Here is a 26197-nt window from a genome sequence, read left to right as displayed (position 1 = left end):
ATATGTCCACAGTTCGCTTTAACACGAGGAAGTCGACGTAGGTCAAAATGGCCAAAAAGGAGCCAGGATAAAGACCTGGCTCCTATGGCTAATCAGCCTCGAATAAAGGCAAGGAGATCGGCGTTGATTGTATCGGCTTCAGTGGTTGGCATCCCATGTGGATACCCAGGGTAAATTTTCAGCGTGCTGTTCTGAAGCAGCTTTGCAGAAAGAACGCCAGCATCCTCGTATGGAACAATCTGATCGTCATCACCATGCATAACCAATACCGGGATGGTGATTTTTTTCAGATCTGCGGTGAAGTCCGTTTGCGAGAATGCGACGATTCCGTCGTAATGAGCTTGGGCACATCCCATCATGCCTTGGCGCCACCAGTTCCAAATGACACCTTCTGAGGGCTTCGCACCTGGACGGTTGTAGCCATAGAAGGGTCCCGCCGGCACGTCATAGTAAAACTGCGCGCGATTGGCCTTGAGCTGGGCTTGGAGATCGTCGAAAACCTGCTTGGGCAAACCACCCGGATTGCTATCAGATTTCACCATCAGTGGTGGTACAGCGCTGATGATGGCAGCCTTGAGAACGCGGTCTTCACCATGACGGGCAATGTAATGCACCACTTCCCCGCCACCGGTGGAGTGACCGACATGAATGGCTCCTTGAGTACCGAGATGATTGACCACCGCAGCCACATCGTCGGCATAGTGGTCCATGTCGTGACCGTCCCACACTTGGCTTGAGCGTCCATGACCCCGTCGATCGTGGGCCACGACCCTGAAGCCTTTGGCGAGGAAGAACAGCATCTGGGCGTCCCAGTCATCAGCGCTGAGCGGCCAGCCATGATGGAAATGGATTACCTGGGCATCCTTGGGCCCCCAGTCTTTGTAGAAGATTTCAACTCCGTCCTTTGTCGTGACGTTTCCCATGTTTGCGTCTCCTAAATTCGGTGGAGTTCGGTGAACGCCGCATAGCAGCCATCACCGCTTGTTACGCGAGTATTGCTCCTTCTTTTTTTGGTGATCTGAGGCTCATGCTGCTTGCTAAGCCTTCTGGTGCGTGACCACCTACTCCTCCCATGCCCCTGAACGGTGTCAATCTTCAGGGAGCCTTCCTTGGTCAATCAGAGTATTCGTCCTTTGGTCACTGTAAGGTTAAAGTTGGCTTTAAGGTCAAGCCTTAAAGATCAGAGTGAGGATAGGCCAGCTCGAAATGCTGCCCCTTCGGTACAGATGAATGGACGGCTGCAGCAGACAGTCGGCGCAGAGAAAGATCAAAGCTTTTTGAGCATCATCACTGACTCGGGTGGAAAACTTCGATTGACATTGAAGTTTGCTTGAACGTTACGCTCCCGGGACCGCTGACACCTGCAATCCGTCGCTATGCGACAGTGCTTCATCGCTCGCCTCTAACCGATAGAGCGGCCATCCGCAGGATGGTCACCGTTCAGGTTTTGGCGAGTAGACCGAGACGGAGATCGAGATGTGAGGAACAAGTTTCTTGGTGATGGTCAGCTACTAAGCTTTTGGTCATGAACGAATCAGGAAAACGATGGCATGGGATCAAAAATCAATACGCCAGCTGAGATGCGCTGGATGATCTACGGCGCTAACGGTTATACGGGGGAGCTCATTGCTCGCGAGGCCGTACGCCGAGGCTTTAGGCCCATTGTGGCCGGACGTAACCGGGAAAGTATTCAAGCGCTTGCCAATGAATTGGGGTTGGAGTTTTGTGCATTCGGGCTTAGTGATGCTTCATTGCTGGCTGATCAGATCCAAGGCCAGTCGCTAGTTCTGAACTGTGCCGGCCCATTCTCGGCCACTGCGGCACCAATGATGGATGCCTGCTTGCGCTCTGGCGCCCACTATCTCGACATTACAGGAGAGATTGCCGTATTCGAGTTGGCACAATCGTTAAGCAAGCGAGCCGAGCAAGCCGGTGTCATACTTTGTCCTGGCGTGGGCTTTGACGTGATCCCGACCGACTGCGTCGCAGCCGCGTTAAAAGCTGCGCTTCCCGACGCTACGCACCTATCGCTAGGCTTTGACTCTCGATCGGGATTTTCTCCAGGAACTGCGAAGACCTCGGTCGAAGGCTTGGCGCAAGGCGGTAAAGTGCGCCGCGACGGCAGAATCGTAAGTGTGCCACTAGCCTACAAGGTGCGCAGGATAGACTTTGGCGACGGTGAGAAAGATGCCATGACTATCCCCTGGGGCGATGTATCCACCGCTTACCACACCACCGGAATTCCCAACATTGAAGTCTTCATTCCGGGCTCACCAAGCATGATCACCAACGCCAAACGCGCTAACTATTTCCGGCCGCTGCTTGGATTAGCCTGGGTGCAAAGGTTGATCAAGGCGCGTATCGCCAGAACAGTGAAAGGGCCTAGCGAGGAAAAGCGTGCCCTTCAGCCTACTTTCGTCTGGGGTGAGGTTGTGAACGCGCGCGGACAAAAGAAGACCGCCAGAATCCGCACTGCAAATGGCTACAGTTTGACGATTACTGGCTCACTGGCGGTCGTGGAGTATCTGATGAAGTCTAAACCCGTGCCTGGCACCTATACACCCGCCAAACTGGTTGGCTCAATGTTGGTAAGCCAGCTGCCGGAATCGAGTCCTCTCCAGATCAGCTAGCTCAGAATGCCACAGCCAAGGCGGGCCAGAAGTCCGTCTCAGCGGCTACCAAGCTCATTCAAGATTTGAGTCAGTCCTTGACGGTAGGTCGTGACTTTGAAATCTGGAAAACGCTGCTTGTACTTCGAGGAGTCGAACAGGTTGTCGTGCTCGTACCGTGGCAACAGCTCCCGCAGCTCACGAACTTGCTTGGATATCAGGCCTACAGCTGTCAGGGTCAATTTACCTAGAACTTTATAAGTAGCGTCCTTACCGAAAATCTGAGAAGCGAGCGTGACAAATTGCTTGTAGGTGGGCCGTTCGTCGTCACACGGAAGGTGCCAGGTTTGCCCGTATGCATCCGTTGTATTCCCCAGAGCTGCCAGTGCCCGACTTGCATCCGGAGTCCAGATGAGGGTTCGCTGAGTATCGTCCCGCACGGGGACCCGAGGTGTCTTGCCGGCCTTTAGGTTGTCGATAACCAAGGTGTTAGTAATGCTTTGCGTCTTGCCTGGCCCATAAAATTCCGGAGCTCGCCCTATGACGACAGGAATGTCGCCTCGCTCCATCTCCTGCAACACCATCGATGCCATTTGCGCACGAACCTGCCCTTTACGACCGACCGGTTCGAAGGGCGTGCTCTCCGTCAGTAGACGATCATCCTGCGGATACATATACGTGTTGTCGAAATAGACGAAGCTGGCATCGGATGCGCGAGCCGCATCAAGAGCGTTCCGCAGCATCACTGGAAACTGTGTTTCCCAGAGCTGTGTATCTGGCGGAAGTCCGGCTGTGAAATAAACGATGCTGCTACCCTTGACGGCCTTGGCTGCCTGGCTAGCGTCGAGTAAGTCAGCTGCAACCAGCGTGTCAGAGTCGCTGACTTTGCGCGGATTACGACTGACCAGCCTGATATCTTCGGTAAATGTCCGGTTCAGTTCCCGTGCCAGCTCTATGGCAATCTGGCCAGTTGCGCCTAAAACGGTTTGCATTTGGTCTCCTGGAAACCTCAGTAGAAGGCTTCTCTCTACTAACTGCGATGATGATGGCCCGATGCTTGTGCCGGCCGCGACGCTGTGGCTGCCGCCCTTGAGCGCAATAGGGCAAGGTTCTCGTAGCCCAGGCACTGACCTTAAGCTTAAAGTAAACCTTAAGGTCAAGTCCTTATCGTACGTATACCCGATCAGAGTAGGCGCAGGATGATAGGTTGGGCCGATTTGATGAGGCCTAGGATCGTAGATCCGTAATCAAGTTGGCTCTTTAGTGATCACGGGGTTAAAGTGAGCTTTAAGGTCAGAACTTTCGTGAAGGTGTGGTATGAGAATTGGAGAGCTTGCGAAAATCACGGGCCTTGCCCCTTCGCGCATCCGTTTTTACGAGGCAAGCGGACTGATTCAATCAGTTGAGCGCAAGGCCAATGGCTACCGCGACTATTCAGATGATGCAGTCTGGATACTGGAGATGATTACCAGCGCCCAGGCAGCAGGGTTTACCTTGGATGAAATCCGGCACCTGTTGCCGGTGAGTTCGCAAGGTTGGCGTCATGACGAACTACTTTCCGGATTGAAGCGCAAGGTCGACGAGATCGAGGTGTTACAGCAGCGCTTGGCTCGCAACAAGGAGCAGTTGCTGATGGTGATCGACGGCATTGAAAGCAAGCCGGACGGAATGCCGTGCGTGGATAACACCCAACGTGTGCTTGGCCGTCTGCGCGAGGAGATCGCTTTGAACAGGGTGAGCGCTTCACCAACCAAATGAAGCATGCCAACGTCTGTTGGGAAGTAGAGCGCCGGCTCAATGGCCGGCGCGGATATAGCGTTCAGTCACCGCTATTCAATGCTGCCAGCGGCTTCGGAGCATAGAGGGCGCTCTGGAACTCTGGCACATATTCGTATTTCACCATCTTGCCCAGCTTCAAAGAGCGGATGTAAGTCGACAGGCTACCATCGCCGAGCACCAGACGCGCTGAGTCAGCGCTCATGCTCGATCCATGACGGGTCTGCCGAGACGTCGCATAGCCATAGCTCAACTGGCCGGCATGGTCGAGATTGGTAAAGCTGTTGGTCACCAAGCCGGCTTTACTGGAAACGTCGTCGAGCTTTTTTGCCTTAAAGACGACATCGATATTGCCAGTCTGCGCGTCGACGATGTCATAGGACACGGTCGCGGCATCCTCTCGGCGGTTAATCTCTGTCAGCCATTTCGGCAGGTTGTAGCCCACTACACCGCGGACACGGGCAAGCTCGGTGTTCACCGGCAATTTGAGCACGTAACCCCAGAAGTCCTTGGACATGGATTGTCCGATCAAGCTGAATGGCCCGAGATTGGACTTACCTGGTTTGTTGGTGATGATCGACAAAGCAATTTCGTTGTAGCTGTCGTTGTCGCAATAATCGTATGTGTAAGCCGTGAAAGCTATCAAGCCGCGGCCTGGCCATACCTGCAGTGGTTGCACGTGTTTGAGCACTTCAGCGGGCATCAAGGCGCGCAGGCGGTCGATGTCTGCCGTGTAAACGGCAGTAACCCGGCTGTTCATATAGTAGAAATTAGGCGAGTACGACTCAAAGCCTATGTCGACCTTGGTTTTTTTCAGGCCTTTGAACCAACTGAGGTCCATGCCTGGCGCTTCGGCCTGGATCACCGACAGGGGAGGGTTGGAGCGGTATCGGTCATACAAGCCGCCTTTGACGACGGGTACCTGGTGGCCTGCGATATCTATCATCGTGGTTTCGGCATGCTTTGGGATGCCGGTAGTGTCCGCCATGGTGGAGTTGGCTAAGGGCGTCAGGAGTGCACCTGCCACTGCGGCGACGGTTCCGAGTTTCACTTTTCAGTCTCTCCGGTGAATTGCATCACGCATTGATGAATGCGACCAGGCATCTCGCTTGGCGCCGAACTAGGTGGACCTTACACACGCACCTTAACTTTAAACTTAACTTTAATGTCAAGGTATCAATCACTACTTTTCGAGCTACTGAGCGTGCTGTTAAGGGCGGGGTCGAAGGGTGAAGGCAAGGGCAAAATCAGCCAATTTTCCGAACGGTGCCCGAAGCAGCCTTGGCAAGTTCCAACGACCTTGTACGAACACGCCCTTGGCATGACTCATAGAGCGAAAACCCTCAATTCCGTGGTAAGCACCCATTCCACTGGGACCCACGCCGCCGAACGGCAGGTCGTCCACAGCGACGTGCATCAGGGTGTTGTTGATGCCGACGTTGCCGGAGGTTGTGCACTTGAGCAGCGCTTCGCTGTCGGCCCCCACATTGCCGAAGTAGTAGAGCGCTAGCGGACGTGGCCTGGCATTGATAAAGCCGATAGCTTCGTCGAGGGAGCGGTAGGTACGCACGGGTAGCAAGGGCCCGAAGATTTCTTCGCGCATGACCAGTGCATCGTCACCAGCCCCCACGATCAGCACCGGAGCAAGTGTCCGCGGTCGCTCTACCGCGCGTTCCGGCGTCACGCCAGCCTCAACAACCTTGGCCCCCCTGGTGCGGGCGTCTTCGATCAGTGACTGCAAACGCGTGTAATGCTTGTCACTGACGATGGAGGTGTAGTCTGGGCTGGTTGGGCCTTGCGGATAACTACGTGCGACAGCAGCGCGATACTGGGAGATGAACTCACCCAGATCATCCTCGTGGACCAAGGCATAGTCCGGCGCCACGCACGTCTGGCCAGCGTTGGCGAGTTTGCCAAAGACGATGCTGTCGAGGGTGTTGCGTCCGGCATGCCCCAGGGCCACAACCACAGGGCTTTTGCCGCCCAGTTCAAGCGTCAGCGGCACCAGATTGTCGCTAGCCGCCCGCATTACCATTCGGCCAACCTGCGTACTACCGGTGAACAATAGGTGGTCGAAGGGTAGAGCGCTAAAGCTTGCGCCTATCTCAGGGCCGCCGAGTATTACCGCGACCTCATCGGGGGCGAAACTACTCGCCAAAATGCGCTGAATCAGCTCACTGGTGCGTGGCGTCAGTTCAGAGGGTTTGATCATCACCCGATTGCCAGCAGCTAGTGCGGTGGCCAGGGGAATGAAGGTCAAAGCAATTGGGTAGTTCCAAGGAGCCATGACGCCGATGACGCCTTTAGGCTGGTACTCCACATAAGCACGGCCATTACGGTGAAACGCCGCGACGTGGCGCCGCTCGGATTTCATGAAGCGGCGCAGGTGCCGCACTAGGTAATCGATGGACTGGACCACGCCAAGCAGCTCCATGATGTCTGTCTCATGCCTTGAGCGGTTGCCAAAATCGGCGCTGATCGCTTCCTCCATTTCGCGACGGTAGGCAAGCACCGCCGCGCGCAACTTGATCAGGTTGGCTTTGCGCAGCGCAACGCTGGGTGGCCCGTCATTGATAAACGCATGACGTTGTTGCTCCAGCGTGGTTGCGGCGTCGACAGCAGGGATGGATGTTGCGGCGATGGTCATCTTGCACCTCTCAAGGTCATTGCAATGTAGACACTGTAAACTTGATTTGTGCGGATCTTAGGAAGACAATGTGTTCACTGTCAACATGAGTGGAGCAGCCGTATGTCATCCGATGGAATTTGCGAAGCAAAGCCCTACCACCATGGCGATTTGCGTCGCACCATCATCGATACTGCTTTGGCGACCCTGAAGGAACAGCAAGGCTGGCAATTCACCCTGCGCGAAATAGCCCGGCGAGCCCAAGTGAGTCACTCGGCTCCGTATCGTCATTTTCCAGACAAGGGGGCGCTGCTGTACGAGTTGGCGCTACTAGGCTTCGAGCGATTGAACGCGGCCATGCAAGACTCGATGGGAGCAACGATGTCGGCACCGGAGCGCTTGCAGGCAATGGCCTATGCCTACTTGGCGTTTGGTGAGGATAATCCGGATTTGTACCGGCTGATGTTCTCGACACAGGCGGGAGACCCCGCGCAAATACATGTCGATCCCCGCGCTCAGGCACCTTTCTACTTGGTGATCGAGGTGCTGGAGCGAGGTCAGGAGGAAGGTACCATTCGCGCCCGCTCTGCCTTGGGACAGGCAACCGCAAGCTGGGCGCACCTTCATGGATTGACCCTGCTTTCGATCGATAGCCGGTTGGTGCCGGCGAAGGTCGGCGACCACGCCATTGAAGATGCCTTAACGACCTTGCTTGATGGTTTGGTATGCGATCCGGCGGCCTGATGGCCTGCCGCTGGATTCGGCGCTCATGACAAAGTACTTCTCGCCCGCATGAAGGCGATGCTTGGCCCATCCACCTACGATCAGGTATTCAGGTATGACCAAACGCATCTTGCACGTCGTTACCAACGTTGCTCATTACAGTGACCCAAGTCATCCCACAGGGCTGTGGTTGAGTGAGTTGACGCATGCCTGGCATGTGTTCGCTGACAGAGGGTATGAACAGCAGCTGGTGAGCCCGCTGGGTGGGAAATCCCCCCTCGAACCTCGCTCGCTCAAGTGGCCATTGCTCGATAGTACCGGCAAAGCCTGGTTGAACAACCCAGCAGCAATGGCACGTCTTGCCAACACCTCAAGTCCGCAAGGATTAGTGTCATCTGACTTCGACGCCATCTATTTTACCGGCGGTCATGCGGTGATGTGGGACTTCCCTGAGGACGAGGGTTTGCAGCGACTGACTCGCGAGATCTACGAGCAAGGTGGCGTCGTTTCTTCGGTTTGCCATGGGTATTGCGGGCTGCTCAATACTCGCCTGTCTGATGGTCGTCTTCTGGTAGAGGGGCGTCGTCTGACTGGCTATGCCTGGATCGAAGAAGTGCTGGCGGGCGTTGCGAGCAAGGTCCCGTATAACTCTGAGCAAGAAATGAAACGTCGTGGGGCGCGCTACGAAAAAGCACTCTTGCCATTCACTTCGAATGTGGTCGTCGATGGCCGCTTGGTGACAGGCCAGAATCCACAATCTGCCAAAGCGACTGCTGGACAGATAGTAGCATTGCTTGAATCGCCCCTTGTTTCGTAGGACCGGATAGTAGCCGCGTACCCATGTGACTGCTTTGGGTCGAAAGCGGTCGGTCGCGATCAGCTACCTGTGACCTGTAGCTGGTCAGCGGCGACACAGGCGGACCAAGGATTGCAGTGCATCGCTCAATCTGGCCAGCCACACACTCCCGATTGATGCTGAACACCGTACCACCAAAGGTGCCAGCACCTACTCAATTCGGACGTTTCAAGCCAAACCCGAACAGCCTATAGCTAGCCCACCAATCCCGGCCCCGGCTAACCCGAGCACAGCATGAGCGAGATCCTCACCCAGCAAACCGCAGGCGTACTCGTCGTCACCTTCAACCGCCCAGCCCGCAAGAACGCCTTCACCGCCCCGATGTATCAGGCGCTCACACAAATCCTCAACAGCGCCGCGCTCGCCGACGACATCCAGGCTGTAGTGCTGCAAGGCAGTGCCTCGGTGTTTTCGGCAGGCAACGACCTCAACGATTTCATCGAGTATCCGCCCCTGCAGGCACAAGCCCCGGTCTGGCAGTTCCTGCATGCCTTGAACAACTTCCCCAAGCCACTGCTGGCGGCAGTCTGTGGATTGGCAGTGGGCATCGGCAGCACCTTGCTGTTGCACTGCGACCTGGTCTACGCGGCCACTGACGCACGTTTCAGTTTGCCGTTCGTCAACCTGGGGGTGTGCCCGGAGGGCGCATCGACTCTGCTGCTGCCCAGGCTGCTGGGCTACCAGGTGGCGGCCGAAGCGTTGCTGACCGGCGAGGCCTTCGATGCCGATTTCGCGCTACGGGCGGGGTTGGTCAACCGCCTGTTGCCGGCGGCCGAAGTGCAGGGTTGGGCACTGGCCCAGGCGCAGAAGATCGCGCAAAAGCCATCCGCCGCAGTCATCCACACCAAGCGCCTGCTCAAGCAGGGCCTGCAGGGCGAAGCTAATGCCCGTATCGACGCCGAGGCACAGGCCTTTGCCATGCTGTTGCAGCAAGAGGCGGCGCAAACCGCTATTGCCGCCTTTGCCAAGCGCCCGCGCTGAACCCGCCCTCACTCCGCAGGCAAGGCCGCTTGCCGGCTTTGCCCGGTGAGGTGCAGCGAAGTGCGCAGCAACAGCAGCACCGCACCCAGTACCGGCAGGCTGACCAGCAGCAACGCATAACGCAGCGATTGCACGCCGAACAGTGGTTGCAGCAGGTCGCTGAGCAGGCCAGTCAGCAACGGGCCCACGCCCACGCCCAGCAGGGTGCTGACGATGGTCTGCAGGGCCATTGCCGTACCGCGCCGCTGTGGCGCAACCAGTTGCGTTACCAGGTTGTATGACGGCGCTACCCACCACACGGCAAAGAAGCTGTACAGCGCACACCAGAGCATGGCAGCCGGTACCGGCAGGGCGCCGAGGTTCAGTAGCAGGTCACTGGGCCACAGCAGGTAGCTGGCCAGTGCCGAGAGCGCCGCCAGGTGGCCGAGCATGGGCAGCGACAGTTGCCAGTGCGCGGCCCGGCGCACCAGGCGGTCGCTCAGCCAGCCGCTGAACAGCCCGCCAACCCCGGCAGCGCTGCCGCAGACGACGCCCGCGAGAATGCCGGCGTCCTGCAACGACAGGCCGTGGGAGCGTACCAGGAAGCTGGTATTCCACATGGCCACGGCATAGGAGCCCAGCGTGGTCAGCCCACCGGCAAGTATCAGCCAGCGATACGGTGCCAACGCCCACAGTGCGGAGGCTTCGGCGCCTAGCCCAAGGCGCACCGCAGGGGCAGGGTGGGCGCTCAGGTCCCAGCGGCCCCGTGCCGGTTCTCGCACCAGCAGCCCGAGCGTGGCCGCAAACACCAGGGCAGGCAGGCCCAAGGCGATGAACGCCGTGCGCCAGCCATATTGCTCGACCACCCAGGCGCCGATGCTCAGGCCGATGATCGACGAGAACGTCGGCGCAGCGGTGAAGCAACTGATGGCGAACGAGCGGCGTTGTGGTGGATACAGGTCTGCGATCAGCGACAGGGACGCCGAGGTGGTCGGTGCCTCGCTCACTGCCACCAGCATGCGCGCCAGGGCCAGCACCAGAAAGCTGCCAGCAAGCCCGCAGATCATCGTCGCCAGCGCCCACAGCAGGCAGGCCACAGCCAGCAGGCGCACCCGCGGCAGGCGGTCGACCAGGCGCCCTGCAGGCAGGCCGAGCAGTGCATAGACGGCGGCGAAAGCCAGGCCAGAGATCAGCCCCAATGCGCTGTCGCCAACGCCGAACTCGGCCTTGATCGGCTCGAACATCACCGCCAGGATCTGCCGGCCAACGAAGTTGTCGGCAAACACCGCCGCCAGCAGCAACAACAGGCCATGGCTGCGCCAGCCGACCGCAGTCGCCGGCAGAGTAGGCGCGGCGCTGCTCACCGCGGCGCCCACAGGTCTGGCAGGCCGGGGTCGCTGACCACGATCAGGCGCTTGAGCAGCACCTTGAGCATCTGCGCATCGGCTTCGCCCAGCTTGGCGATCAGCCCTTCTTCCACCACCTTGGCCAGCGCCACCTGCTGCAACGACAGCTCGCGGCCATCGGCCGTCAGTACGAAGCACGGGTAATCGGCAGTGCCTTCGATGGCCACCAGGCCCTGGCGTTCGAGGAAGCGCATGCCGGCCAGGGTGACTACGTGCCCGGTGTAGCTGACGAAGGTGTTGAGTTCTTCGAGGCTCAGGTTGTCACGGATCGACAACACGGCCAGAACGAAGAAGGCCTGCTCATCCAGCTGCCGGTTGCTGAGCAGGTGGCGCAACTGGTTGAGCACCTGGTAATGGCTGCGGCCCAGCAGGTAACCGAGCAGGTCTTCGGTGTAGCTGCATTCCGGCGGCGGTGGCGTGGTGGCCAGGCGCAGCTCGCTGCGCGGTTTGCGCGTGGCCAGGGCGTACTGGCCGCTCTGGAAGGCCAGCGGCGCGCGGTCGCTGTGGTCGAAGGCCAGCACCTCGCCAACGAAGATCACATGGTCGCCGCCTTCGTACTGGAAGGCCGTGCGGCACTGGAAGCGGGCGGTGCAGTCCTGCAGCAGCGGGGCATCGCTGATGCCGTTATCAAGTTCGATTTCGGCAAACTTGTCCTCGCCCTGGGTGGCGAAACGGCCAGACAGCTTTTCCTGCTCGATCGACAGCACATGCACGTTCCAGTGCTTGCCGCTGCTGAATACCGGCAGGCTGCGGGCCTGCTTGGACAGGCTCCACAGCACCAGCGGCGGGTTCAGCGACACCGAGTTGAAGCTGTTGGCGGTAATGCCAACCGGCGAGCCATCATCGGCCTGGGAAGTAATGATGGTGACACCGGTGGTGAAGGTGCCGAGTGCGGCACGGAAGGCCTGCGGGTCGAAACCGATCTGTTGTGTTGCCATGGCTGGCCTCTTGCGGGTGGCTTTTTCGTGGTGCCAGTATTGGCCGCCAGGCCTTGCCAGGCATCGTCTCAACGGACTAACGCTTTTGCTCGATTCTGGTCCGATTGGACGAGGCGCCAACCCCGGCGCCATGGCTAGTGTGGCGCCGTGCGCATCGGGCGCAACACAGCCAGAGGAGACACCTATGCAACCCGCTCCGTCATCGGTCCAGGCGCTCGGCGCCCTGTTAACGCGGCAGAAAAGCGCCTTCGCTGCCGAGGGCGCGGTCAGTGCCGAGTGCCGTCGCCAGCGCCTGCAGCAGGTGATCGACCTGCTGGTGCGCCACCATCAAAGCCTCACCCAGGCCATCGATGAAGACTTCGGTGGCCGGCCTGCCGGCTTCACCCTGATGAACGACGTGATCGGCGCCCTGGCCAGCCTCAAGCACGCCAGGGACCACCTGCAGCAGTGGATGGCAGATGACCATCGCCAGCCATTCGCGCCCTACGACCAGTTGGGCGCCAAGGCCTGGGTGCGTTACCAGCCCAAGGGCTCGGTAGGCATCATTGGCACCTGGAATGCGCCGCTGTACACCTTGTTCAGCCCGCTGGCGTCGGCCCTGGCCGCCGGTAACCGGGCCATCCTCAAGCCTTCGGAGGTGCTGCCGCGCACGGCTGCGCTGGTTGCCGAACTGTGCGCCGCGCACCTCGACCCGCTGCAGGTGGCGGTGGTGACGGGCGGGCCTGACCTTGCCGAGGCCTTCACCGCCCAGCCGTTCGACCACCTGGTGTTCACCGGCAGCACTGCGGTGGGCCGCCTGGTGATGAGCAATGCCGCAAAAAACCTGGTGCCAGTGACCCTGGAGCTGGGCGGCAAGTCGCCAGTGATCGTGTCGCCCACTGCCGACCTGGCCAAGGCGGCGTTCAGCATTGCGGCGGCCAAGGCCACTAACGCCGGGCAGATCTGCATCAACCCGGACCTGGTCTACGTGCCCCGTGCCGCGCTGGAAGGCTTTGTCGCCGAATTACGCAGCGCCTACTGTGCGCTCAACCCGACAGTGGCGGGCAACCCGGATGTGGTCGCCGTGGTCAATGCCCGGCACCTGGCGCGGGTCGACGCGCTGGTGCAGGACGCGCGGGCACTCGGCGCGCGCATCGAATCGATGCCCGAAACCGCCCCCGGGGCCGCCGCTGAGCGCCGCCGGCCGTTGCAGGTGGTGGTCAACCCGCCTGAGCATGCGCAGATCATGCACGAGGAGATTTTCGGGCCGGCACTGGTGCTGCTGGCGTATGACGCCTTGGACGAGGTCATCGCCCAGATCAACAGCCGGCCCAGGCCGCTGGCGCTTTACTACTTTGGCGAGGACCTGCAGGAGCAGCAGCGCGTACTCGACCACACCCTGTCTGGCGGCGTCACGCTCAATGACGTGATGATGCATGCTGCACTGCACGACGCACCGTTTGGCGGTGTCGGCGCTTCGGGCATGGGGCATTATCACGGCCGCGAGGGCTTCCTTGAATTCAGCCACCAGCGCAGCGTGTTCCAGGCGCCGGGGCACGACCCACGCCGCGAGTGGGGGCTGTTGCCGCCCTATGGCGAGCACTACCTCGCCGCCATGCTGGCCCAGGTCACTGCCGACTGATGCGTAATCACAACAATAAAGAACAGGACGCCATGAGTACCCAGACCCAAGACCCACAATCCACCCCTTGCGACACCACGGCCAGCTGGTCACGGCGCAGCGTGCTCAAGGCCGGCGCAGTCGGCGTGGGCGTCGGCCTGCTGGGCCGTTTTGCTGACGCTGCCAGCACCGGCCTGTCATCCGCCGACTATCAAGGCCTCGATGCCTGGGCGATGGCCCAGGCCGTGCGCGCTGGCAGCCTCAGTGGCGAGGAGCTGCTGGCCGCCGCGTTGGCCCGGCATGCCGCCGTCAACCCTCGGGTAGGGGCGGTGAACATGCTGCACGAAGAATATGCGCGGGCCTTGCTGGCCCGCCGGCGCAGTGCCGGCGACAGCGCCAAGGGCGCGCTTGCCGGGGTGCCGCTGCTGCTCAAGGACCTCAACACCTACCTGCAAGGTACGCCCACCAGCAACGGTTGCCGGCTGTTCCGCGATGCGCCGCCGGCCAGCGTCACCAGCACCCTGATCGCCCGCTACGAGCAGGCCGGCGCGGTGCCGTTCGGCAAGACCACCTGCCCGGAGTTCGGCCTGACCACCACCACCGAATCGTTGCTCTGGGGGCAGACCCGCAACCCGTGGAACCTGGCCATGAGCGCCGGTGGTTCATCGGGCGGTGCGGCTGCGGCGGTGGCAGCCGGGATCGTACCGGTGGCGCATGCCACCGACGGCGGCGGCTCTATCCGTATCCCGGCGTCGTACTGCGGCCTGGTCGGGCTCAAGCCCAGCCGCTATCGCACCCCCAGTGGCCCGCTGCACTACGAGGGCTGGTTCGGTGCCAGCGTTGGTAACGTGGTATCGCGCACCCTGCGTGACACCGCCTTGTTCCTCGATGCAGGGCAGGGGCACGAGGCCGGCAGCGCCTACTGGAGCGCCCCGCTGGAGCGCCCCTACGTGGACGAACTGCAGCGTGCCCCTGGCAAGCTGCGGGTGGCCGTGGTGCGCCAGTCGCTGACCGGGGCGCCACTCGATGCGGCGGTGGCTGCCACCCTCGAGCAGACGATCAAGCAGTTGCTCGGCCTTGGTCATGAGCTTGAAGAGCTGCAACTGAACGTGGACCCGCGTGAACTGTTCGGTGCCCACGGCATGGTGATTGGCACGGCGCTGTCGAGCCTGGTCCACGAGCGCGAGCAGGTGCTGGGGCGCGCAGCAGGCCCGGCCGACCTGGAGCAGATCACCCAGGTAGTGCTGGAACGCGCCCGCGCCACCAATGGCGAGGCAATGTACCGCGCGCGGCACAGCTTCGAGCGGATTGGCGCGGCCATGGAGCAACCGTTCGCCCGTTTCGATGTGATCCTGTCGCCGGTCACGGCCAACCTTACCCCAGCCCTGGGCCAGCTCAGCCTCGACCAGCCGTGGGACAGCTACGCCCAGCGGGCGATGGGCAGCGCCGGCTTCACCGTGCTGGCCAACGTCAGTGGCCAGCCAGCGATTTCCCTGCCATTGGGGCAGAGCGACAACGGCCTGCCAGTGGGCATGTTGTTCACCGCCCGGCTGGGTGGCGAGGACATGCTGTTGCGCCTGGCCAGCCAGCTGGAGCAGGACCGCCCATGGGCCGGGCGCAGGGCAGTGCTGTAGTACCAACAGGCAGGCGGGCGCCTAGTCCGCTTTGACGATGAGAGCCCGTCGGCCAGCGCCGATCATGGGATGTACGCCGCCAGCAGCGCCACCAGGGTGCTGGCGGCTTCTCCCTGACCTTAGCGAATGGCACAACAACAATGACGGCTCAAGATCAGTCTCAAACCCAGTACGATGTGATAGTGGTCGGCTCGGGGGCCGGTGCGATGACCTCGGCGGTGTTCCTTGCCGACCAGGGTTTCAGCGTGCTGGTCCTGGAAAAGAGCGACAAGTTCGGCGGCACCTCGGCTATTTCCGGGGGCGGCATCTGGATCCCCAACAATCACTACTTCGCACGCCAGGGCGGCAACGACAGCATCGAGCAGGCGCGGCGCTACCTTGACGCTGCCGCGGGCGACCAGGTCGACCCGGCCCGCCTGCAGGCCTACCTGGACAACGCACCGAAGATGATTGAAGCGCTGACCCGCTGCAGCCGGGTGCGTTATGCCGTCGCGGCGAAGTACCCGGACTACTACCCGCACCTGCCTGGTGCCTTGCCCGGCGGGCGCACCCTTGACCCGGAGCTGTTCGACAGCAGCCTGCTCGGCGCTGAGCTGGACAACCTGCGCAAGCCGTCGCCATCGACCCTGCTGATGGGGCGCATCGCCTGGACGGCGCGCGATGCGCACAAGGCCATGGCCCGTGGCTTCGGCTGGCGCCTGCTGATCCTGCGCCTGATGCTGCGCTACAAGCTCGACTTCAAGTGGCGACGCAAAAGCCGCTTCGACCGCCGCGCCGCGCTGGGCAGTTCGCTGGTGTGCTCGCTGCGCCGCTCGCTGATGGACCGCAACATACCGCTGTGGCTGAACAGCGACTTCCGCGAGCTGATCGTGGCGCACGGCCGGGTCAGTGGCGTGCGGATCTGCCGCGATGGCCGCGACATCGACCTGCAGGCTCGCCATGGGGTGATCCTGGCTTCTGGCGGCTTCGAACAGAACCAGGCACTGCGCGAGCAATACCTGCCCAAGCCCACGCGCATGGCCTGGAGTGCCACGCCACCGGGCAACAACACCGGCGCCGCACTGCAGGCCGGCCTGGCCCAGGGCGCGGCCACCGCCTTGATGGACTGGGCCTGGTGGGCACCGACCATCGCCGTGCCCGGTGAAGACAAACCGCGCGGCATCTTTGCCGAGCGCGCTTTCCCTGGCGCCATCGTGGTCAATGGCCAGGGCCAGCGCTTTGTCAACGAGGCCGCTCCGTACCTGGAATTCGTCGATGCCATGCACCGTGACAATGCGCGCACGGGAGGGCGCTCGGTGCCGGCCTGGGTGATTTTCGACGCACACTTCCGTTTCAACTACGCCATGGGCCCGCTGATGCCGGCCCAGGTCATGCCCGACAGCCGCCTGCGCAAGGAGTGGCACGAAACCCTGTACTGGAAGGCCGACACCCTGGAGGCGCTGGCCGGCAAGATCGGCATCGATGCACAGGGCCTGGCCAGTACCGTAGGCAAGGTCAATGACTATGCGCACAGCGGTATCGACCAGGACTTCGGCCGTGGCGGCAATGTCTTCGATCGTTACTACGGCGACTGCAACATCAAGCCCAACCCGTGCCTGGCAGCGCTACGCAAGGGGCCGTACTACGCCATGCGCCTGGATGCGGGTGATATCGGCACCAAGGGCGGCCTGCTGACCAATGCCCAGGCCCAGGTGGTGCGTGAAGACGGTTCGCCAATCGCCGGCCTGTATGCCATCGGCAACTGTTCCGCCTCGGTGATGGGCACCAGCTACCCCGGTGCCGGCGGCACCCTGGGCCCGGCCATGACCTTTGCCTATGTGGCCGCCAACCACCTCGCTGCACAGCGCCGGGAGGTGGCATGAACACACCTGTCACGCCGATTCTCGAACCCTTGCAGGTGGATGACGCGGCAGCGTTGCACTGGCACGGGCAATGCGAGGTGCTGGTGATCGGCTGGGGCGCCGCTGGGGCCTGCGCGGCGCTGCAAGCCCGCGCCGAGGGTGCCGATGTGCTGGTTGCCGACCGCTTCAATGGCGGTGGCGCCAGCGCCCGCAGTGGTGGCGTGGTGTACGCCGGTGGAGGCACACGGCAACAGCAGGCGGCGGGCTTCGCCGACACGCCCGAGGCGATGTTCGACTACCTGCGCCACGAAACCCAGGGCGTGGTCAGCGACACCACGTTGCGGCGCTTCTGCGCCGAGAGTGTCGCCAACCTGCAATGGCTGGAAAGCCATGGCGCGCCATTCGCCCACCAGATGCCACCTGGCGGCAAAACCTCATACCCACCCGATGGTGCCTTCCTGTACTACTCGGGCAACGAACTGGTGCCAGCCTATGGCGGTGCACAGGCACCGGCGCCGCGTGGTCATCGTACGGTTGGCAAAGGCCAGTGCGGCGCGGTGCTGTACGGCCACCTGCAGGCGGCCTGCCTGCGTGCCGGTGTGCGGCCGTTGCCGCAGTCGGCGGCCAGGCGCCTGGTGGTGGACGGTGCGGGGCGGGTGATTGGCGCCGAGTTGTGGCGCCTGCCACCGGGCAGCAAAGTGGCACGCGAGCATGCGCGGCTGGCGGCGCGCGCCGAACGCCTGCAGAACTTCGCGCCGGGCTACTGCGACCGCTTGCGCCAGCGGCTGAGCGCGCTTGAGCACAAGCATGCCAAGCCCTGGCTGGTGCGGGCACTGCACGGGGTGATCCTCAGCACAGGCGGTTTCATCTTCAACCGCGAACTGATCAAGGCCCATGCGCCAGCCTTCCGGCGCAACTTCAAGGTCGGCACCACCGGCTGCGACGGTAGCGGCCTGCGTCTGGGCCACAGCGTCGGCGCTGCCAGCGACCGCCTGCAGCGGGTGTCGGCCTGGCGCTTCATCAACCCACCGTACAGTTGGCACAAGGGTATCGTGGTCAACCGTGCTGGTGAGCGCTTTTGCAACGAAGAAGTGTATGGCGCCACCCTCGGCCAGCCGTTGATGGAGGAGCAGGGCGGGCAAGCCTGGCTGGTGCTCGATGCGCCGCTGCGCAAACGTGCCCTGCACGAGGCGTTGTTCGGCGGCTACTGGTGGTTCCAGGCGTTGCCGGCGTTGGTGTTGATGCTGTTGGGGGCACGCAAGGGCAAGTCCGTGCAGCAGTTGGCGCAAAGCACCGGCATGCAGGCCGAGAACTTGCGTCAGGCGTTGCTGGCCAACAATGCCGCCGCCCGTGGCCAGGCAGCGGACCCGTTCGGCAAGTCGCCGGGCGGGCGCCAGGTGCTGGAACAGGGGCCGTTCTATGCCTGCGACATTTCCGTGGGTAACCCGATCTTCCCGCTGGGGGCCCTGACCCTGGGCGGCCTGCGCGTGGACGAGCATAGCGGCGCTGTGCTGGACCACGCAGGCCAGGCAATCGCCGGGCTGTTCGCGGCCGGGCGCACGGCGCTTGGTATTCCTTCTCATCTTTACATCAGTGGCCTGTCCCTGGCCGACTGCGTGTTCTCCGGGCGGCGTGCCGGAGCAGCCGTGGCAGCCGGGGCGCGCTTGAATACGGACTGCGAGGTGGCGTCATGAGTGAACGAAACGGGCGGGTGCAGGGCAGGGTTGCCCTGGTCACGGGGGGCGCCAAGGGTATTGGTGCGGCCAGTGCACGGCTGCTGGTGGAGCAGGGTGCCCAGGTGCTGATCAGCGATATAGACGAACAGGCTGGGCTGGCCCTGGCCCAAGCACTCGGCCAGGCGGCCAGCTTCATCCTTCACGATGCGAGTGATGAAGGCCAGTGGCAGCGGGTGATGGAGGTCATTGCCGAGCGCCATGGCCGCCTGGATATCCTGCTCAACAATGCCGGCATGCTGCAGCCGGGCAACATCGAGGATACCGAGCTGCGCGACTGGGACCGGCTGATGCGGGTCAATGCCGCCAGCGTGTTCCTCGGCTGCCGTGCGGGCATCGCGCTGATGAAGCAGTACGGTGGCTCGATCATCAACCTGTCGTCGGTGGCGGCCTTGGCCGGCCGTGATGATTACCTGGCCTACAGCGCTTCGAAAGGCGCGGTGGCGGCATTGACCCGCTCGGTGGCGGCGTTCTGCCGGCGGCGGCGCTATCGCATCCGCTGCAACTCGCTGCATCCGGATGGCGTGCTGACCGACATGACCCGTGGTGGTTATCCCGAGGGTGTCGACCCGGCGCGCCTGACCATCGACAGCGACCCGATGAACCGCATGTGCCTGCCCGAGGATGTGGCGGCCAGTGTGCTGTACCTGGCCAGTGACGAGGCGCGGGCGGTGAATGGGGTGGAGTTGCGGATCGACAGCGGGCAGTTGGTGATGTCGATCTGAAGGGTGGCCTGGCGTTGGTTTTGTGGTGTTGCGGAAATCGAGCGCCGCCCGCGCGGCGCTCGATCTCACAAACGCTGAAAATGTCACGGCGGGCACACGATGGCCACAAAAAATCTCAACAGCCCTCAAACCGAGCCGGCCGCTTCTCGATGAACGCCTGCATCCCTTCCTTCTGGTCCCGCGAGGCAAACAGCAACGCATTGGCCTTGCGCTCCAGCGCCAAGGCCGCGTCCAGCGGCGCATCCATCCCCGCCAGAATCACTTCCTTGATCTGCTCGGCCGCCAGCGCTGGCATGGCCGCGATCACCCGCGCCAGTTCCAGTGCATGGGCCTGCACCTGGTCATCGTCGACCAAGTCGCTGACCAGCCCCGCCACCCAGGCTTCCTCGGCACTGATCGGCTGCCCGGTCAGGGCCATGCGCATGGCCTTGACCTTGCCCACCGCCCGCAGCAGGCGCTGGGTGCCACCGATGCCGGGCATGATGCCGATACGGATTTCCGGCTGGCAGAAGCGCGCGCCGCGCCCGGCCACGATCAGGTCGGCCAGCATCGCCAGCTCGCAGCCCCCGCCGTAGGCATAGCCACACACGGCAGCGATCACCGGTTTCGGGCAGTGCTGGATCGGCCCCCAGACCCGTTCGGTGTGGCGCTGGTAGATATCGATCGGGCCCACCCCGGCCATGCTGCCGATGTCACCCCCGGCGGCGAACACCTTGTCGCCGCCGGTCAGCAGGATGCAGCGCACCTGCGGGTCGGCGCCCAGTTCGGCGAAATGCTGCGATAGCAGGGCTTGCAGCTCCAGGCTCAGGGCATTGGTGGCGTGTGGGCGGTTCAGTCGCAACAGGGCCACGCCGGGTAGCGGGCGTTCGAGCAGGACCGGTGGTGCGGCGGTATCAGGCATGGTTTTCCTCATGTGCAGGGGCGCGCGATAGCCGCCAGTGTTGCCCCTGGCCCTGGCCCATTCATCGTCCGTTCAGACGAAGTACAGCCGGCAGCGAGCCTCTAGAGTCGGTTTGCACAGCAGAACGAGGAGCATGCAATGGGGCTTGATTTCAGTGGCAAGGTGGTGCTCGTCACCGGCGGCAGCAAGGGCATTGGTGCCGGTATCGCCGAGGGGTTTCTCGCGGCCGGGGCGCAGGTGATCGTCTGCGCCCGCAGCCAGCCCGAGCAACTGCCGAGCGCCGATGGGCGCAGCGCGGAGTTCATCGCCGCCGATGTACGTGAGGGTGATTCGCTGCAGGCATTGTTCGACACCGTCGAGCGTGACTTCGGCCGCCTCGACGTGTTGGTCAACAACGCCGGTGGCAGCCCGTCGGCGGTCGCCGCCACGGCCTCGCCACGCTTTCACGAGAGCATCCTGCGGCTGAACCTGATCGCGCCGCTCAACGCTGCCCAGCATGCCAACCGCCTGATGCAGGGCCAGGCCGAGGGTGGCTGCATCGTCTTCATCGGCAGCATCAGTGCCTTGCGCGCATCACCCGGCACCGCAGCCTATGGTGCGGCCAAGGCCGGGGTGCTGGCGCTGGTGCAGTCGCTGGCCGTGGAGTGGGCGCCCAAGGTGCGCGTGGTCGCGGTCAGCCCCGGCCTGGTGCTGACCGACCAGGCCCACCTGCACTACGGCAACGAGCATGGCATTGCCGCCGTCAGCGCCGGCATACCTGCCGGGCGCATGGCCTCTGCCTGCGACATCGCCAACGCCTGCCTGTACATCGCCTCACCGCTAGCCAGCTATGCCAGCGGTTGCAACCTGCTGCTGCACGGCGGTGGCGAGCGCCCGGCGTTTCTTGGCGCGGCACAAACCTTACCCACTTGATCGACCACCTGGCGGCGGCCGCATCGGCTTGCCGCCCTCACGTTGCAGGAGACGACTTTGGCTGATCCACAATTGCTATCCAGCGTGCGCGCCCTCGTGGGCCGCGAATATGGCCGGGTTTATGCCTGGGATGCGGTGAATGCGCCGATGATCCGCCAGTGGTGCGAGATCATGGGCATCGACAACCCGCTTTACAGCGACAGCGACTTTGCCCAAAGCAGCCCGCACCAGGCCATCGTCGCGCCGCCGGCCATGCTCCAGGTGTGGACCATGGAGGGGCTGCACGCCAACAACTACCCGCCGGGCTCCACCGACCAGAACCCCTATGAAGTGCTCAAGCTGATCGAGGAATACGGCTACGCCTCGGTGGTGGCGGTGAACTCCGAGCTGAGCTTCACCCGCCCTGTGCACCTGGGCGAGCGGCTGTACTACACCACCCGCCTGGACGCGGTGGGCGACGAGAAGACCACCGCCCTGGGCACCGGCTTCTTCGTCACCCTGGTGATGAGCCATTTCGTCGAAAAGCCCGAGGGCGACGAACCGGTAGGCGAGCTGCTGTTCCGGGTGTTCAAGTTCCGCCCGGCCAACCCGCAGCCTGCGGCCAAGCCTGAGGCCGCAGTGGCCAAGGCCAAGCGCCCGTTGCCGGGGGTAAGCGATGACACCCGGTTCTTCTGGGAGGGCTGCGCCGAGGGCCGGTTGTTGATCCAGCGTTGCAGCGCCTGCGCCACCTTGCGCCACCCACCGGCACCGGTGTGCATGCAGTGCCACAGCTTCGAGTGGGACAGCGTCCAGGCCAGTGGCCGTGGCAGCCTGTATTCGTTCGTGGTCATGCATTACCCGGAAGTACCGCCGTTCGACCACCCCAACCCGATCGGCCTGATCGAACTGGACGAAGGCGTGCGCCTGGTCGCCGGGCTTGTCGGCGTACAGCGCGAGCAGTTGCAGATCGGCCAGCGCCTGCAGGTCGAGTTCCACACCTTCGACGAGCAGCAGACCTTGCCGTTGTTCCGGCCCGTGGCCGAGTAGGAGGGCGCACGCATGGATTTTCAACTGAGTGAAGACCAGCGCGCCATCGAGCAGATGGCCGATAGCCTGTTTAGCGACCATTGCCATGACGACTACCTGCGCCAATGGGACAGCAGCGGCGAGCCGTTGATGGCGCAGCTGTGGGCGCTGTGCCAGGAAACCGGCCTGCACGCCCTGGCGATCCCGGAAGCCCAGGGCGGTAGCGGCCTGGGCATGACCGAGCTGATGCTGGTGCTGCAGGCGCAGGGGCGTAGCCTGGGCCAGGTGCCGCTTTGGCGCCACCAACTGGCGGCCGCGACGCTGGCCACCTTCGGGCTGGGCGATGCACTGCAACTGGCCGCCAAGGCCGCGTCTGGCGAGCTGTTGCTGAGCCTGTCGCTGGAGGGCTTGCATGCTGCAGGCGGCATCGCCTTGACCGCCAGTGCCTGCGCCGAGGGCTGGCAGGTGTCGGGCCAGGTGCCGGCACTGGCCCTGGGTGGGCAAGCCCAGGCGGCGCTGCTGCCGGTACTTGCCAATGACCAGCCACGGCTGTTGCTGCTCGACCTGGCCAACCCGGCCGTGCACCGCGTGCCGGGCGTGCTGACCCATGGCGAAGCCATCACCGACCTGCAGGTAGAGGGCCTGCGGGTCAGCGCCGACCGCGTGCTGCCGGCTGCCGCGCTGGCTTGGCTTGAACCACGCGCGATTGCCGCCCTGGCGGCCCTGCAGTTGGGCGTCAGCGCCGAACATATCCAGCGCACCGTGGCGTATGTGGGTGAGCGCCAGCAGTTCGACCGGCGCATCGGCAGCTTCCAGGCCGTGCAGATGAGCATGGCCGATGCCCATATCGCCCTGGAGGCCTTGCGCAGCGCCCTGTGGCAATTGTGCTACCGCCTCGACGCCGGCCTGCCGGCACCCTCCGAGGCGCAAGCCACCGCCTACCTGGCCTGCGAGGCGGGCCACCGCATCGGCCATGTCGCCCAGCACGTGCACGGCGGCATTGGCGTGGACCTGACCTACCCGATTCATCGCTTTCTCTACTGGAGCCGCGCCCTCGGGATTGCCCTGGGCGGTTCGGCGGCATGCCTGGAACGGCTCGGCGACTGGCTGAGCGACAACGACAAGCTGGGATGGAAATATGACCTCGAAGAACACCAAGCGCTTTGACGATGTGCACCCCGGCGAAACCTTGCCGCCCCTGGAGGTGCCGATCACCGTGGCGTTGATCGCTGGCGGGGCGATTGCCACGCGTGACTACTTCCCCGGCCACCACGACCTGGATGCCGCCCGTGAACTGGGCTCGCCCCATGTGTTCATGAACATCCTCACCACCAACGGCCTGGTGCAGCGCTTCGTCGAAGCCTGGGCAGGGCCGCTGGCGCGCTTCACGTCGCTGAAGATCAAGCTGGGCGTGCCCAACTACCCCGGCGACTGCATGACCTTCAGCGGCAGCGTGACCCGCCAGGACCCTGAGACCCGCACGGTGGAAGTGACCCTGAGCGGCAAGAATTCAATGGGCAACCACGTGACCGGCACGGTCGCGCTGGTGCTGCCATGACCAGCGGAGGCAGCATGAACAACCTTTCTATTTCCGGGCGCGCCGCCATTGTCGGGCTGGGCGCCACCGAGTTTTCCAAGAACTCCGGGCGCACCGAGCTGCGCCTGGCCCTTGAAGCCACCCTGGAGGCGCTGCGTGACGCCGGCATCGACCCGTCGGAAGTAGAGGGCTTCAGCTCCTATTCGGTGGACAAGGTCCCGGAGTACGAAATCGCCCGCCTGCTGGGCTGCAAGGACGTCAAGTTCTTCTCCCAGGTGCCCCACGGCGGTGGCGCTGCCTGCGCCCCGATCATGCATGCGGCAATGGCGGTGGCCACCGGCGTGGCCAAGGTGGTGGTGGTGTACCGGGCAATGAACGAACGCTCCTGGTACCGCTTTGGCAGCGGTAGCTACGGCTTTGCCGCCACGCCGATCTTCGACAACGTCAACTACGGCTGGTACATGCCGCACGGCTTCCATACCCCGGCCGCCTGGGTCGGCATGTTCGCCCAGCGCTACATGCACACCTATGGCGCCACCTCCGAGGACTTTGGCCGGGTGGCGGTGGCCGCGCGGGACTTCGCTGCAAGCAACCCGAAGGCGTTCTTCCATGGCAAGCCGATTACCCTGGAAGAGCATCAGGCCTCGCGTTGGATCTGCGAGCCGCTGCACCTGCTCGATTGCTGCCAGGAGTCCGATGGCGCGGTGGCCATGGTCATCACCTCGGCCGAACGTGCCCGCGACCTGCGGCAGAAGCCAGTAACCATCAAGGCCGGCTCCCAGGGCATCACCCAGGGCCAGCAGAGTATGACCTCGTTCTACCGCGACGACATCACCGGCCTGCCGGAAATGGGCGTGGTCGCCAAGGAGCTGTATCGCCAGTCCGGGCTCGGCCCCGAGGCGTTGCAAACGGCCGTTATCTACGACCACTTCACCCCGTTCGTGTTGCCGCAGCTGGAGGAGTTCGGCTTTGCCCGCCGTGGCGAGGCCAAGGAATTCATCCGCGCCGGGCACCATGCCCGCGGCGGCAAGCTGCCGATCAACACCCACGGCGGGCAGCTGGGCGAGGCCTACATCCACGGCATGAACGGCGTGGCCGAGGCGGTGCGCCAGGTACGTGGTACGGCGGTCAACCAGGTGGCGGACGTTGAGAACGTGCTGGTCACCGCCGGTACTGGCGTGCCCACCAGCGGCCTGATTCTTGGCGCGGCCTGAGGAGCGCAGCATGTTCGTCGATCTCACCCCCGAGCAACATGCGCTGCGCCGCCAGGTGCGCGACTACTTCCAGGCCCTGATGACCCCCGAGCTGCGCGAGCGCCTGCGCGGCCAGGAAGGCGGCGAGCTGTACCGCCAGACTGTGCGCCAGATGGGCCGCGATGGCTGGCTGGCGGTGGGTTGGCCCAAGGCCCATGGCGGCCAGGGCTATGCCGCCACCGAGCAGTTGATCTTCTTCGAGGAGGCCAACATCGCCGGGGCACCGCTGCCGTTCGTGACCATCAGCACGGTGGGCCCGGCATTGATGGAGCACGGCAGCGCGGCGCAGAAGGAGCGTTTTCTGCCGGGCATTGCCGCTGGCGAAATCATGTTCGCCATCGGCTATTCCGAACCCGATGCCGGCAGCGACCTGGCGGTGCTGAGAACCAGCGCACGCCTGGATGGCGAGCACTTCGTGGTCAACGGCAACAAGCTGTGGACCTCGGGCGCCGAATCGGCAGACTTCATCTGGCTGGCCGCACGCACCGACCCGAGCCAGGCGCGGCACAAAGGCGTGTCGATCCTGATCCTCGACACCCGCCTGCCGGGGTTCGCCAGCACGGTGATCCCGACCACCAGCAACCCGACCGCCGCCACCTACTACGACAACGTGCGGGTGCCCAAGGACATGCTGGTCGGCGAGCTGCATGGCGGCTGGAAGCTGATCACCGCGCAACTCAACCACGAGCGCCTGGGCCTGGGCTCCTGGTCGGACAAGGTCGCCGGGCTGTTCAGCCGCGTCTACCTGTGGGCCAAGGCGCGTGACGAGCAGGGGCGTCGGGCGATGGACAAGGCCTGGGTGCGCAGCTCGCTGGCCGAGTGCTACGCCCGCCTGGAGGCCATGCGCCTGATCAACCTGCGCATTGCCGCCAACCTGGAGCGCGAGCACATGGACGTGGCGTTGAGCTCCACCACCAAGGTCTACGGCTCGGAGTCGGCCATCGAGATCCTGCGCCGGCTATCGGCCATCGTCGGCGCCAATGGCGTGGTTCGCGGCGGTTCCGCCGCGGCGGCGCTGCACGGCGACCTGGAGTATGAGCTGCGTGCCTCGGTCACCGTGACCTTCGGCGGCGGCACCAATGAAATCCAGCGCGAGCTGATTGCCCAGTTTGGCCTGGGCATGCCGCGCACCCAGCGCTGAGCCAGTAGCGCTCGGTTCACC

The 26197-nt window shown here is 63.1% G+C and carries 23 protein-coding genes; 16 read left to right on the top strand and 7 right to left on the bottom strand.

Annotated elements, in window-relative coordinates; genetic code table 11:
- Positions 1 to 92 precede the first annotated feature (92 nt).
- Positions 93 to 923 carry an alpha/beta hydrolase gene (locus ABE456_RS09380; RefSeq protein WP_346643650.1) on the bottom strand — a complete coding sequence of 277 codons (831 nt, stop codon included), beginning with the start codon at positions 921 to 923 and terminating at the stop codon, positions 93 to 95.
- Positions 924 to 1550: 627 nt separating this feature from the next.
- Here ABE456_RS09380 and ABE456_RS09375 point away from each other — a divergent pair.
- Entirely contained in the window at positions 1551 to 2630 is a 1080-nt protein-coding gene (locus ABE456_RS09375) for a saccharopine dehydrogenase NADP-binding domain-containing protein (protein WP_346643649.1), read from the top strand.
- Between the two features lie 38 nt (positions 2631 to 2668).
- Here the strand turns inward: ABE456_RS09375 and ABE456_RS09370 are convergent, their stop codons facing one another.
- On the bottom strand, positions 2669 to 3601 hold the full coding sequence (locus ABE456_RS09370; protein WP_346643648.1) for an NAD-dependent epimerase/dehydratase family protein: 933 nt from the start codon (positions 3599 to 3601) through the stop codon (positions 2669 to 2671).
- Between the two features lie 325 nt (positions 3602 to 3926).
- Between ABE456_RS09370 and ABE456_RS09365 the strand changes: the two genes are divergently transcribed.
- Entirely contained in the window at positions 3927 to 4367 is a 441-nt protein-coding gene (locus ABE456_RS09365; RefSeq protein WP_224458716.1) for a MerR family transcriptional regulator, read from the top strand.
- Positions 4368 to 4428: 61 nt separating this feature from the next.
- On the opposite strand, the gene ABE456_RS09360 is transcribed toward ABE456_RS09365, so the two are convergent.
- Positions 4429 to 5373, bottom strand: coding sequence for an acetoacetate decarboxylase (ADC) (locus ABE456_RS09360; RefSeq protein ID WP_346643674.1), 945 nt, complete (start codon positions 5371 to 5373; stop codon positions 4429 to 4431).
- A gap of 222 nt (positions 5374 to 5595) precedes the next feature.
- Positions 5596 to 7032, bottom strand: a complete 1437-nt coding sequence (locus ABE456_RS09355; protein WP_346643647.1) for a coniferyl aldehyde dehydrogenase — start codon at positions 7030 to 7032, stop codon at positions 5596 to 5598.
- A 102-nt stretch (positions 7033 to 7134) separates the two neighbouring features.
- Here ABE456_RS09355 and ABE456_RS09350 point away from each other — a divergent pair, with 102 nt between their 5' ends.
- The 3 genes from ABE456_RS09350 (at position 7135) to ABE456_RS09340 (ending at position 9571) form a co-directional block, all read left to right on the top strand.
- The gene (locus tag ABE456_RS09350) at positions 7135 to 7755 is read left to right on the top strand and encodes a TetR/AcrR family transcriptional regulator (protein WP_054884450.1); all 621 of its coding nucleotides are present in this window, start codon (positions 7135 to 7137) and stop codon (positions 7753 to 7755) included.
- A gap of 94 nt (positions 7756 to 7849) precedes the next feature.
- On the top strand, positions 7850 to 8551 hold the full coding sequence (locus ABE456_RS09345; RefSeq protein WP_346643646.1) for a type 1 glutamine amidotransferase domain-containing protein: 702 nt from the start codon (positions 7850 to 7852) through the stop codon (positions 8549 to 8551).
- A gap of 273 nt (positions 8552 to 8824) precedes the next feature.
- The gene (locus tag ABE456_RS09340) at positions 8825 to 9571 is read left to right on the top strand and encodes an enoyl-CoA hydratase (protein WP_346643645.1); all 747 of its coding nucleotides are present in this window, start codon (positions 8825 to 8827) and stop codon (positions 9569 to 9571) included.
- Between the two features lie 8 nt (positions 9572 to 9579).
- Here ABE456_RS09340 and ABE456_RS09335 read toward each other — a convergent pair whose 3' ends face one another.
- Together ABE456_RS09335 and ABE456_RS09330 are read right to left on the bottom strand one after the other, a co-directional pair.
- Entirely contained in the window at positions 9580 to 10914 is a 1335-nt protein-coding gene (locus tag ABE456_RS09335) for an MFS transporter (protein WP_346643644.1), read from the bottom strand.
- Positions 10911 to 11894: a flavin reductase family protein gene (locus tag ABE456_RS09330; protein ID WP_346643643.1), complete on the bottom strand. Its 984-nt coding sequence runs from the start codon at positions 11892 to 11894 to the stop codon at positions 10911 to 10913. The genes ABE456_RS09335 and ABE456_RS09330 overlap by 4 nt, the downstream gene beginning before the upstream one ends.
- Before the next feature lie 184 nt (positions 11895 to 12078).
- On the opposite strand from ABE456_RS09330, the gene ABE456_RS09325 reads away from it, so the two are divergent.
- From ABE456_RS09325 to ABE456_RS09305, 5 genes are all read left to right on the top strand, one after another.
- The gene (locus ABE456_RS09325) at positions 12079 to 13515 is read left to right on the top strand and encodes a coniferyl aldehyde dehydrogenase (RefSeq protein ID WP_346643642.1); all 1437 of its coding nucleotides are present in this window, start codon (positions 12079 to 12081) and stop codon (positions 13513 to 13515) included.
- Between the two features lie 32 nt (positions 13516 to 13547).
- Positions 13548 to 15128 carry an amidase family protein gene (locus ABE456_RS09320; protein ID WP_346643641.1) on the top strand — a complete coding sequence of 527 codons (1581 nt, stop codon included), beginning with the start codon at positions 13548 to 13550 and terminating at the stop codon, positions 15126 to 15128.
- Positions 15129 to 15268: 140 nt separating this feature from the next.
- Positions 15269 to 16990 (top strand): FAD-binding protein, encoded by a 1722-nt coding sequence (locus tag ABE456_RS09315; protein ID WP_346643640.1) that lies wholly within the window; start codon positions 15269 to 15271, stop codon positions 16988 to 16990.
- Positions 16987 to 18663 (top strand): FAD-binding protein, encoded by a 1677-nt coding sequence (locus ABE456_RS09310; RefSeq protein WP_346643639.1) that lies wholly within the window; start codon positions 16987 to 16989, stop codon positions 18661 to 18663. Before ABE456_RS09315 ends, ABE456_RS09310 begins: the two co-directional genes overlap by 4 nt.
- Positions 18660 to 19427: an SDR family oxidoreductase gene (locus ABE456_RS09305; protein WP_346643638.1), complete on the top strand. Its 768-nt coding sequence runs from the start codon at positions 18660 to 18662 to the stop codon at positions 19425 to 19427. The genes ABE456_RS09310 and ABE456_RS09305 overlap by 4 nt, the downstream gene beginning before the upstream one ends.
- A gap of 115 nt (positions 19428 to 19542) precedes the next feature.
- Here the strand turns inward: ABE456_RS09305 and ABE456_RS09300 are convergent, their stop codons facing one another.
- Positions 19543 to 20328, bottom strand: a complete 786-nt coding sequence (locus tag ABE456_RS09300) for an enoyl-CoA hydratase (RefSeq protein WP_346643637.1) — start codon at positions 20326 to 20328, stop codon at positions 19543 to 19545.
- Positions 20329 to 20466: 138 nt separating this feature from the next.
- On the opposite strand from ABE456_RS09300, the gene ABE456_RS09295 reads away from it, so the two are divergent.
- The 6 genes from ABE456_RS09295 to ABE456_RS09270 are packed head-to-tail and all read left to right on the top strand — an operon-like array spanning position 20467 to position 26176.
- Positions 20467 to 21240: an SDR family oxidoreductase gene (locus tag ABE456_RS09295; RefSeq protein ID WP_346643636.1), complete on the top strand. Its 774-nt coding sequence runs from the start codon at positions 20467 to 20469 to the stop codon at positions 21238 to 21240.
- A 57-nt stretch (positions 21241 to 21297) separates the two neighbouring features.
- Positions 21298 to 22266 carry an OB-fold domain-containing protein gene (locus tag ABE456_RS09290; protein ID WP_346643635.1) on the top strand — a complete coding sequence of 323 codons (969 nt, stop codon included), beginning with the start codon at positions 21298 to 21300 and terminating at the stop codon, positions 22264 to 22266.
- 12 nt (positions 22267 to 22278) lie between these two features.
- Entirely contained in the window at positions 22279 to 23412 is a 1134-nt protein-coding gene (locus ABE456_RS09285; RefSeq protein ID WP_346643634.1) for an acyl-CoA dehydrogenase family protein, read from the top strand.
- Positions 23384 to 23803 (top strand): MaoC family dehydratase, encoded by a 420-nt coding sequence (locus ABE456_RS09280; RefSeq protein WP_346643633.1) that lies wholly within the window; start codon positions 23384 to 23386, stop codon positions 23801 to 23803. The genes ABE456_RS09285 and ABE456_RS09280 overlap by 29 nt, the downstream gene beginning before the upstream one ends.
- A gap of 14 nt (positions 23804 to 23817) precedes the next feature.
- A complete protein-coding gene (locus ABE456_RS09275; protein ID WP_346643632.1) occupies positions 23818 to 24996 on the top strand; it encodes a lipid-transfer protein in 1179 nt (392 codons plus the stop codon).
- Positions 24997 to 25006: 10 nt separating this feature from the next.
- Positions 25007 to 26176, top strand: coding sequence for an acyl-CoA dehydrogenase family protein (locus tag ABE456_RS09270; protein ID WP_346643631.1), 1170 nt, complete (start codon positions 25007 to 25009; stop codon positions 26174 to 26176).
- Positions 26177 to 26197 lie beyond the last annotated feature (21 nt).

Origin of the sequence: Pseudomonas sp. TWI929 (genome assembly GCF_039673335.1) — a bacterium.
GTDB lineage: Bacteria > Pseudomonadota > Gammaproteobacteria > Pseudomonadales > Pseudomonadaceae > Aquipseudomonas.
Note: the sequence above shows the minus strand (reverse complement) of the source record. Positions and strands in the feature narration are given on the sequence as shown.

Excerpts from the sequence above, each read along its gene's own strand:
- ABE456_RS09315 (WP_346643640.1), top strand. The coding sequence starts at position 15,269 with ATGACGGCTCAAGATCAGTCTCAAACCCAGTACGATGTGATAGTGGTC.
- ABE456_RS09370 (WP_346643648.1), bottom strand. The coding sequence starts at position 3,601 with ATGCAAACCGTTTTAGGCGCAACTGGCCAGATTGCCATAGAGCTGGCA.
- ABE456_RS09350 (WP_054884450.1), top strand. The coding sequence starts at position 7,135 with ATGTCATCCGATGGAATTTGCGAAGCAAAGCCCTACCACCATGGCGAT.
- ABE456_RS09340 (WP_346643645.1), top strand. The coding sequence starts at position 8,825 with ATGAGCGAGATCCTCACCCAGCAAACCGCAGGCGTACTCGTCGTCACC.
- ABE456_RS09280 (WP_346643633.1), top strand. The coding sequence starts at position 23,384 with ATGACCTCGAAGAACACCAAGCGCTTTGACGATGTGCACCCCGGCGAA.
- ABE456_RS09305 (WP_346643638.1), top strand. The coding sequence starts at position 18,660 with ATGAGTGAACGAAACGGGCGGGTGCAGGGCAGGGTTGCCCTGGTCACG.
- ABE456_RS09320 (WP_346643641.1), top strand. The coding sequence starts at position 13,548 with ATGAGTACCCAGACCCAAGACCCACAATCCACCCCTTGCGACACCACG.
- ABE456_RS09375 (WP_346643649.1), top strand. The coding sequence starts at position 1,551 with ATGGGATCAAAAATCAATACGCCAGCTGAGATGCGCTGGATGATCTAC.
- ABE456_RS09275 (WP_346643632.1), top strand. The coding sequence starts at position 23,818 with ATGAACAACCTTTCTATTTCCGGGCGCGCCGCCATTGTCGGGCTGGGC.
- ABE456_RS09355 (WP_346643647.1), bottom strand. The coding sequence starts at position 7,032 with ATGACCATCGCCGCAACATCCATCCCTGCTGTCGACGCCGCAACCACG.
- ABE456_RS09310 (WP_346643639.1), top strand. The coding sequence starts at position 16,987 with ATGAACACACCTGTCACGCCGATTCTCGAACCCTTGCAGGTGGATGAC.
- ABE456_RS09325 (WP_346643642.1), top strand. The coding sequence starts at position 12,079 with ATGCAACCCGCTCCGTCATCGGTCCAGGCGCTCGGCGCCCTGTTAACG.
- ABE456_RS09380 (WP_346643650.1), bottom strand. The coding sequence starts at position 923 with ATGGGAAACGTCACGACAAAGGACGGAGTTGAAATCTTCTACAAAGAC.
- ABE456_RS09285 (WP_346643634.1), top strand. The coding sequence starts at position 22,279 with ATGGATTTTCAACTGAGTGAAGACCAGCGCGCCATCGAGCAGATGGCC.
- ABE456_RS09295 (WP_346643636.1), top strand. The coding sequence starts at position 20,467 with ATGGGGCTTGATTTCAGTGGCAAGGTGGTGCTCGTCACCGGCGGCAGC.
- ABE456_RS09345 (WP_346643646.1), top strand. The coding sequence starts at position 7,850 with ATGACCAAACGCATCTTGCACGTCGTTACCAACGTTGCTCATTACAGT.
- ABE456_RS09330 (WP_346643643.1), bottom strand. The coding sequence starts at position 11,894 with ATGGCAACACAACAGATCGGTTTCGACCCGCAGGCCTTCCGTGCCGCA.
- ABE456_RS09365 (WP_224458716.1), top strand. The coding sequence starts at position 3,927 with ATGAGAATTGGAGAGCTTGCGAAAATCACGGGCCTTGCCCCTTCGCGC.
- ABE456_RS09300 (WP_346643637.1), bottom strand. The coding sequence starts at position 20,328 with ATGCCTGATACCGCCGCACCACCGGTCCTGCTCGAACGCCCGCTACCC.
- ABE456_RS09360 (WP_346643674.1), bottom strand. The coding sequence starts at position 5,373 with ATGGCGGACACTACCGGCATCCCAAAGCATGCCGAAACCACGATGATA.
- ABE456_RS09270 (WP_346643631.1), top strand. The coding sequence starts at position 25,007 with ATGTTCGTCGATCTCACCCCCGAGCAACATGCGCTGCGCCGCCAGGTG.